Raw genomic sequence first — 8,834 nt, forward strand, 5'->3', positions numbered from 1 at the left:
CTCACTAACGACTCTTTAATTCTGTCATCAAAATCTTATTAACAACCTTAGGGTTAGCTTGTCCATGTGTTTGTTTCATGATTTGTCCAACCAAGAAACCAACAGCACGATCTTTACCATTCTTAAAGTCATCGATTGATTGTTGATTATTATCAAGGATATCTAAGATAATTGGTTCCAAGACAGCTGGATCAGATTCTTGAACAAGTCCCTTAGACTTAACCCATTCTTCTGGTTCAGTACCATTACTAATAGTTTCTTGGAAGACCTTCTTAGCAATCTTAGAAGAAATTGTTCCGTTAGAAATCAAATTAATCATCTTAGCCAAATGCTCTGGTGTCAACTTAGTTTCCAACAAACCGATTCTCTTGTCATTCAAGTAGGCATTAACTTCACCCATCAACCAGTTAGAAACTAGTTTTGGATTAGCGTCGTATTCCACTGCTTCATCAAAGAAGTCTGACATTTCCTTAGTATCCGTAAGCACACCAGCATCATATTCAGGAATACCTAATTCATTGATGTAGTGAGCACGTCTTACAGATGCTGTTTCAGGCAAGTTAGCTTTGATTTCAGCAATCCATTCTGGAGAAATATCATAATCTGGTAAATCAGGTTCTGGGAAGTAACGATAATCATCAGCACCGGACTTAACACGCATTAAGAATGTTTCACCAGTCTTTTCGTCAAAACGTCTTGTTTCTTGACCAATTGTTCCGCCTTGTTTCAAGATAGCAGCTTGACGTTTTTCTTCATAAGCAAGACCAAGTTTAACGTGGTTGAATGAGTTCAAGTTTTTCAATTCGACCTTAGTACCATAAGTATCTGAACCAACAGGGCTGATAGAGATATTGGTATCAACACGCATTGAACCTTCTTCCATCTTAACATCAGAAGCACCAGTAAATTGAACGATCTTACGAAGGTTTTCTAGATATTGGTATGCTTCTTCAGGAGAATGCATATCAGGTTTAGAAACGATTTCGATCAAAGGTGTACCTTGACGGTTTAAATCGACATAAGAATAACCGTTGTTACCGTGGGTATTCTTACCGGCATCTTCTTCGACGTGAAGTTCTTCAACACCAATCTTCTTTTTCTTACCATCAACTTCAATTTCGATATAACCATCATGACCCAATGGTTTGTCTTGTTGAGTAATTTGGTAAGCTTTCGGATTATCAGGGTAAAAGTAGTTTTTACGGTCAAAATGAGTATGCTTTTCAATTTCGGCGTTCAAAGCAAGAGCCACCATGACACCTAAACGATAACCATTTTTATTTACAGTTGGTAATGTTCCTGGAAAACCAAAATCAATAACGTTGGTATTGATATTAGATTCAGCACCATAAGCAACGGGTGTTGGACTATACATTTTAGAATTAGTCTTTAATTCAACGTGGACTTCAAGTCCGATGGTTGTTTCAAAATTCATTAGTCTTCCCCCTTAAGTGCAGTTGGTACTTTTTCATAAAATTTATTTTCTTCTTGTAAAGCATATGCAGCATTGAAGACTTCTTGTTCAGCAAATGGTTTACCAATAATTTGGAGACCAACTGGCATTCCATCAGCTAGACCTGCAGGAACTGAAGCGGCTGGAAGACCTGCCAAGTTAGCGGGAATAGTCAAGATATCGTTCATATACATAGCCAATGGATCGTCAACTTTTTCACCAATCTTGAAAGCAGGTGTAGTTGTTGATGGTCCCATAATTAAATCATAATCATTCAAAACCTTAGTTAATTCATTGATAAAGATTGTTCTTACTTGAGCAGCCTTCTTGAAGTAGGCATCGTAAGCACCAGCTGATAGTGCAAAAGTACCAAGCATGATACGACGTTTTACTTCGTCACCGAATCCTTCAGATCTTGATTTTACAAACAAGTCTTTGATGTTCTTAACATCATCAGCACGGAAACCATATCTAACACCATCATATCTTTGAAGGTTAGATGAAGCTTCTGAAGATGCCAAAACATAGTAAACTTCAACGGCATGTTTTAAAGTTGGTAAACTAACTTCTTCAACGGTAGCACCCATCTTCTTGTAAGCATCAAGTGCTTCATTAACACTCTTTAATACTTCTGGATGAGTTCCTTCGTGCCAGAATTCCTTAGGAACAGCAATCTTAACACCATGCATATCTTTGTTCAAGTTAGCACGATAATCAGGAACTTCTTTTTCTGAACTAGTTGAATCGTGTTCGTCATGACCAGCCATTACTGAAAGAACAGCAGCTGAATCTTCAACACGTTTTGAAAGTACACCAACTTGATCCATGCTTGATGAAAAGGCAATAATGCCCCAACGAGAAACACGACCATAAGTAGGTTTGATACCGAAGACACCATTAAAGGCAGCTGGTTGTCTGATTGAACCACCAGTATCAGTACCTAAAGCAGCCACTACTTCACCAGCGGCAACAGCAGCAGCAGAACCACCTGAAGAACCACCAGGAACACGACTAAAGTCCCAAGGATTAACAGTTGTGCCAAAGAATGATGTTTCAGTAGATGAACCCATGGCAAATTCGTCAAGGTTAGTCTTACCAATATCAATTGCACCAGCAGCTTCAAGCTTTTCTAGAACAGTGGCACTGTATACAGGCATGAAATTATAAAGGATTTTACTAGCAGCAGTAGTTTTAATCCCGTTAGTTACAATATTATCCTTAAAGGCAATCGGAATACCTGATAATGGTCCCTTGATACCTTCATCATCAATCTTTTTAGCAGCTTCTGGAGCCTTGTCATTAACGGTGATAAATGTATTAAGTTTCTTTTCGTTAGCATTGATCTTTGTAATAGCTTGATCAGCTAATTCTTCAGCAGTTACTTCTTTGTTAGCTAATTTTTCGTGTAAAGAAGCAATTGTTTCTTTTTTGATATCCACTATTCATCATCCTCCTTGTCAACAATTGTTGGCACTTTGATAAGGTTATTGTCAGTTTCAGGAACATTTTCGAGCATTTGTTCTCTTGTTTGAGTACGGACACCCTTGTCTTCACGGAAGACAGAGTTAGTATCACCCATATTATAAGTTGGTTCGATTCCTGTTGTATCAACACTTGATAGCTTGCTTTCCATCCCAACGATTTTATCTAATTGGCTAACAAAACTATCAACTTCATTATCTTGTAATTTTAAATTAGCCAAAGTGGCAACGTGTAAAATTTCATCTTTTGAAATCATAAGTTTCTCCTTTTTAATCTGCATCATAAACATGTGAATAGAATTTTCCGTTCGTACGTGTAACCACAGCCTGTTGGTTATCAACAGTTTGAATATTAATATCTAAATTAGCGCCTGATGGTAAATATTTCGAAGCACTTTGTTGCACAAATTGTGCAAAACTAGTTACTTGAGCTAAACCATCAAATTGCGTGTTAATTGTAACATCCATTGATTTGAGAGTTGTACCATCATAATGCGTCTGAGCGGTAACTCCGGAAATATTAGGGAAGTAACTTTGAACATGATCCTTAAAGTTAGAAAAGGCATCTGAGTCACTACTACTAATAGCTGTATCACCATTAACAGTTGGTAACATTTGATTCTTGTAACCAAGATCAGCCCAGTTGCCTAAGTCGCCACTCTTACTTACTGAGTATTGGAAGTATGTTCCTCCAACCAAAGTATCTTCAGGAGCTACTGTGTATAGACCTACAACAATTGGAATGTTACCAACCCGATTATCTTTACGCAAACGTTGAACGACTTCTTTAGCAACACGTTCACCTTGAGCCTTTTGTTCATCTTCAGTAATGGTTGTTTTATAAGTAGCACCATATTGCTTCTTTTGATAATAATCGATCTTATTCATCGCAATACCGATCGACATCCCAGCCAATTTATATTTGCCATCTTGTTTTTGAAGATAATCCTCTTCAAGCATTTGTTGGAAATACATAGGGGCACGTTTGGTAGCATCTGTTGAACCATTGGATTCAGGATTCAAGCCAGTCGAATTTTTAGCAGACTTTCTCCCTAACCAATCGGTTACAGTACTAGCCGATAAAACTTGACCTTCTTGGAAAACATACGAGTTTGTTGAGAATTGCTTCTTTGACAAATTCATTAAGCCACTTTCAAAACTTCTACTATTAAACTGATTACTATTATCAGCTGCAGTCAATCCTGAAATAGGACTAATTTTATACTTTCCACCACTTAATAAAACATCATAGTTACTTGAATCAGACGATGAAGTTGTCTGAACTGTCCCCTTAGATGAATCACCACCACCAGATGATAAGCTGGAATCTTGTAAATTACCACATCCGGCTAGCAAAAGTGCGCACATAAGTAATAACGACGTAGTTTTTAAGAATTTTTTCAAAACTGTTTCTCCTACTCTTTGGCATCATCTAAATAATCAGACAATGTTGTTTCATCAATAATCTGTGTTCCTAATTGTTGCGCTTTAGTCAACTTACTACCAGCTTTTTCACCAGCAATTAATATATCAGTCTTTTTAGTAACTGAACTTGTGACCTTCGCACCGAGATTTTCTAAAGTCTCGGACAATTCTGAACGCTTATAATTCTGTAATGTTCCGGTTATAACAATTATTTTATCAGTAAAGTGGCTATTTGTTTCATTAGAATTCGAACTACCAATAAAATTCATATTAATATTTACTGATTTTAGTTCATTAATCAACTTTTTAACATCATCATTCGCAAAATAAGTTGAAATACTATCGGCAATTATCTCACCCATAGTATTCACTTCAAGAATTTCTTCCGTCGTTGCATTCATTAAATTATCTAGATTTTCAAAATTTTCTGCCAAAATTCGTCCAGCTTTAGCACCAACATGGCGAATTCCTAAGCCAAACAGCAGACGTTCGACTGAATTGCTCTTGGAATTATCAATGGCAGTCAACAAGTTGTTGATCGACTTCTCTTTAAATCCATCCAAAGTTGCTAAATCATCAGCCGTCAATTTATAAATATCCGCCACATCTTGGACTAATTTTTTCGTATAAAGTTGTTCGATGATCTTAGGACCCAAACCATCAATATTCATCGCATTTCTAGAAGCAAAATGTGTCAATTGTTCCTTGATTTGTGCCGGACACTTGGGATTGATACAACGCAAGGCCACTTCATCTTCCAAATGAATCAATTCCGATCCACAGTATGGACAATGAGTTGGAATTTCAGCTGGAACTGAATCCTCAGGACGTTTGCTTAAAACAACCTGTGAAACTTCTGGAATAATATCCCCTGCCTTGTGTAACAAAACAGTATCACCGACACGAATATCTTTTTGGCGAATCATATCTTCATTATGCAAAGTCGCTCTAGCTACCGTCGTACCTGCTAAACTAACTGGATCCATTACGGCGGTTGGTGTTAAAACTCCCGTTCGTCCAATAGTCCAAGTAATTTCTTTCACAACAGATTCAGCTTGTTCTGGTGGAAATTTATAAGCAATTTCCCAACGTGGAACTTTAACAGTGTTACCTAATTCACGTTGAATTGCTAAATCATCAACTTTTAAAACCACACCATCAATACCGTAATCAAGATCGTCACGAATTTCACCATAACGTTCGATAAAATTTTTAACTCCTGTTAGACCGGTAGTGACTTGCGCAGTTGGATTAACATTGAAGCCTAGTTCTTTCAACGTTTCGAGTGCCCCATGTTGAGTTGTAACATTCAAACCATCAAACGTCACAATTGTGTACATGAAGGTATCCAATTTTCTGGAAGCAGTAACTTTAGGATCCAATTGACGTAAACTTCCAGCGGCAGCATTTCTAGGATTAGCAAAAACCTGTTGTCCTTCATTTTCACGTTCTTGATTCAAACGCAGAAATTCCTTCTTTGACATGAAACATTCACCACGAACCTCAATTGATAAAGGGCGGCTTAATTTCTGTGGAATATCCTTAATTGTTCGAACATTTTCAGTAACATTTTCGCCAATCGTTCCGTTACCACGAGTTGAGCCTTGTACTAAGATACCATTTTCATAAATAAGTGATAGTGATAAACCATCAATTTTTAATTCAACATTATAATCTACTTCATGTCCAACATTTTTTTCAATTCGGTCATTAAAGTCAGCTAATTCGGCTTCTGAGAAAACATCTCCCATTGAAAGCATCGGAATATCATGGGTAACTTTGTTGAAGTCAGGTAAAGTTACATCCCCAACTTCTTGAGATGGTGAATCAGAAGTGACTAATTCGGGATACATTTTTTCCAAATCTAACAGTTGATTATAAAGTTTGTCATAAACATTATCTTCAACAACCGGAGCATCCTTAGTGTAATAAGCATCACGCCAACTATTCAGTTGGGGACGAATTTTTGCTAATTCTTGATCAGCTTGTTCTTTAGTTAAATCTGCCATGCTCTCACCTCTTAATCAGTAACTTTTTTAATTGGTGCATATTCAGCAAGTAGACGCTTGATTCCTTCACTCTTAAAGGCAACATCTAGCTCAGCATTTTGACCAGAGCCATTAACTTTGACAACTGTTCCTTGGCCCCACTTCTTATGTTCAACTTTATCGCCGACATTCCAACTCATCTTTTCAGCACCAGTAGCACCTTTAGCTTTCAAAGTTGGTGATTGATAAGTTGAAGCAGTGGCAGCTGCATGACTACGGCCCTTATGACCACGTAACCCCCGAGCATTACCAATATTACCAACATTCCCGTTAACCTTTTCCATGGCATCATCATTGATTTCTTCGACAAAACGAGAAGTAGCATTATTTTGTAAACGACCATACAACATTCTGCTGAAAGCATTAGTTAAGTAAAGACGTTTTTCAGCACGAGTGATTCCCACATAAGCCAAACGACGTTCTTCTTCAAGATCATCTTCCTTAAGTAGTGAACGACCCAATGGGAAAATTCCTTCTTCCATTCCAACTAAGAAGACGACTGGGAATTCCAAACCTTTAGCCGCATGTAATGTCATCAAGGTAACTTCTTTTTGCTCTTCTTCAATTCCATCTTGATCACTGACCAATGACAATTCCGTTAAGAACGTTGTCAAACGAGTTTCGTCAACATCAGGATCTGGTTCATAGGCTTGATCAAATTGCGTCGTAACAGTCAAAAGTTCTTCAATATTTTCCACACGTGCTTGTGATTCCAAATTATTCTGTTGTTTTAGATCTTCCACATAACCAGAATCTTCCAATAAGTGATCCATCAAGATAGTCATTGATTGGTCTTCTGCGAGCTTTGTTAGCCCATCAATAACTTTGGCAAAAGCTCCGATAGTCTTTCTTGGACGAGCAGCTAATGGGGATAATTCGATATTCTCGGCTGCTTCTAGCAAAGACCAACCGTGTTCATCAGCATATGCCTGTAATTTATCAATCGTACCCGGACCGATTCCACGCTTAGGACTGTTGATAACCCGTTGAAAACTCATTGAATCATCATGATTAGCAATCAAACGTAGATAAGCCAAAACATCTTTAATTTCTTTACGATCATAGAACTTATGTCCACCAATGATCTTGTACGGCATATTGGCTTGCATAAGTTTCTCTTCAAAGGTACGTGATTGAGCATTAGTACGATAAAGTACCGCAAAATCACCATAATTAAAACCTTCTAAGAGTAACTGTTTAATTTGATCAATTACATATAAGGCTTCGTCGGATTCATTTTGACCACGATAAAATTTAATCTTATCGCCATCTTTGTTGTCAGTCCAAAGATCCTTAGGATTACGGTTGGAGTTATGGTTAATAACCTCGTTAGCAGCTTTCAAGATTGTTTTAGTAGAACGATAATTTTGTTCCAATTTGATTGTTGTGGCTTCAGGATAATCTTTTTCAAAATTCATAATATTTTGAATATTAGCACCACGCCAACCATAAATACTCTGGTCAGCATCACCAACAACACAGACATTACGATACTTAGCACCCAATTGTTTAACTAACTTGTATTGTGCCTCATTAGTATCCTGATATTCATCAACGTGAATATATTGGAACTTTTCTTGATACTTTTCCAAAACGTCAGGATATTGGTCAAATAATTGACTGGTTTGCATGATCAAATCATCAAAATCAAGTGAATTATTGCGATCCATTTCCTTAGCATAAACATCATATACAGTCGCAACTGTTTGTTCATAAGGAGTTGCAGCTACTTTGGCATATGCAGCTGGAGTTTGAAGTTCATTTTTTGCATTACTGATTGTACCCAAAAGAGCCCGTGGATCATATTGTTTCGGATCCAAGTTCATTTTGGTTAAAATTTGCTTCATCAATGTCCGTTGTTCACTAGGGTCAGCAATGGTGAAAGTCTTAGGTCTCCCCATTTTATCGATATCTCTTCTTAGAATTCTTACACAAAGAGAGTGAAATGTTGAAACCCAAACATCATTAGCTGATTCATCAAGCAATCTGCCAATTCTTTCCTTCATTTCTTTGGCTGCTTTATTAGTAAAAGTAATCGCCAAAACATGCCAAGGCATGATATTTTTTTCTTCAATCAAAAAAGCCACTCGGTGAGTTAACACACGAGTTTTACCAGAACCGGCACCGGCCATGATCAAAAGTGGTCCTTCTGTTGCCTTAACCGCATCTTGTTGCTCTGGGTTAAGACCCTTTAACATCGTATCGTCCAATATAAAAATCCCTCAAATCTTTTGTGTAAAAAGTTTTAGTTGTACTTAAAATAGCTGTTTATATTGTAGCAAATTTTTGTGGCTAGAGCGAAAGACAAAGGTTTAAATTTTAATTAGGTTCACTGTCATCTTTCAAAGTAAAATTTGGTTCTTACTCAAGTTCGGTTAGAGCGGGAGTGTACTTATCTTCCCGTCTTCCATAAAAATCGGCAATAGG

Annotated in this window: 6 protein-coding genes; all 6 read right to left on the reverse strand. The window is 37.3% G+C overall.

The genetic code is table 11. From position 1 onward, the window contains the following. Window positions 1–4 precede the first annotated feature (4 nt). From gatB to pcrA, 6 genes are read right to left on the reverse strand one after another with little or no spacing between them, the layout of a single operon-like run. Entirely contained in the window at window positions 5–1,435 is a 1,431-nt protein-coding gene (gene gatB, locus IV57_RS11300; RefSeq protein ID WP_057881631.1) for an Asp-tRNA(Asn)/Glu-tRNA(Gln) amidotransferase subunit GatB, read from the reverse strand. Then, the gene (gene gatA, locus IV57_RS11305) at window positions 1,435–2,892 is read right to left on the reverse strand and encodes an Asp-tRNA(Asn)/Glu-tRNA(Gln) amidotransferase subunit GatA (RefSeq protein ID WP_057881632.1); all 1,458 of its coding nucleotides are present in this window, start codon (window positions 2,890–2,892) and stop codon (window positions 1,435–1,437) included. The genes gatB and gatA overlap by 1 nt, the downstream gene beginning before the upstream one ends. Next, window positions 2,892–3,191: an Asp-tRNA(Asn)/Glu-tRNA(Gln) amidotransferase subunit GatC gene (gatC, locus tag IV57_RS11310; protein WP_057881633.1), complete on the reverse strand. Its 300-nt coding sequence runs from the start codon at window positions 3,189–3,191 to the stop codon at window positions 2,892–2,894. Before gatC ends, gatA begins: the two co-directional genes overlap by 1 nt. Window positions 3,192–3,204: 13 nt before the next feature. Beyond that, on the reverse strand, window positions 3,205–4,338 hold the full coding sequence (locus IV57_RS11315) for a CamS family sex pheromone protein (protein ID WP_057881634.1): 1,134 nt from the start codon (window positions 4,336–4,338) through the stop codon (window positions 3,205–3,207). Window positions 4,339–4,349: 11 nt separating this feature from the next. Then, entirely contained in the window at window positions 4,350–6,368 is a 2,019-nt protein-coding gene (gene ligA / locus IV57_RS11320; protein WP_057881635.1) for an NAD-dependent DNA ligase LigA, read from the reverse strand. A gap of 11 nt (window positions 6,369–6,379) precedes the next feature. Further along, a complete protein-coding gene (gene pcrA, locus IV57_RS11325; RefSeq protein ID WP_057881636.1) occupies window positions 6,380–8,605 on the reverse strand; it encodes a DNA helicase PcrA in 2,226 nt (741 codons plus the stop codon). Between the last annotated feature and the right edge of the window lie 229 nt (window positions 8,606–8,834).

It is taken from the genome of Companilactobacillus kimchiensis (genome assembly GCF_001438805.1).
In the GTDB taxonomy this organism is placed as follows: domain Bacteria; phylum Bacillota; class Bacilli; order Lactobacillales; family Lactobacillaceae; genus Companilactobacillus; species Companilactobacillus kimchiensis.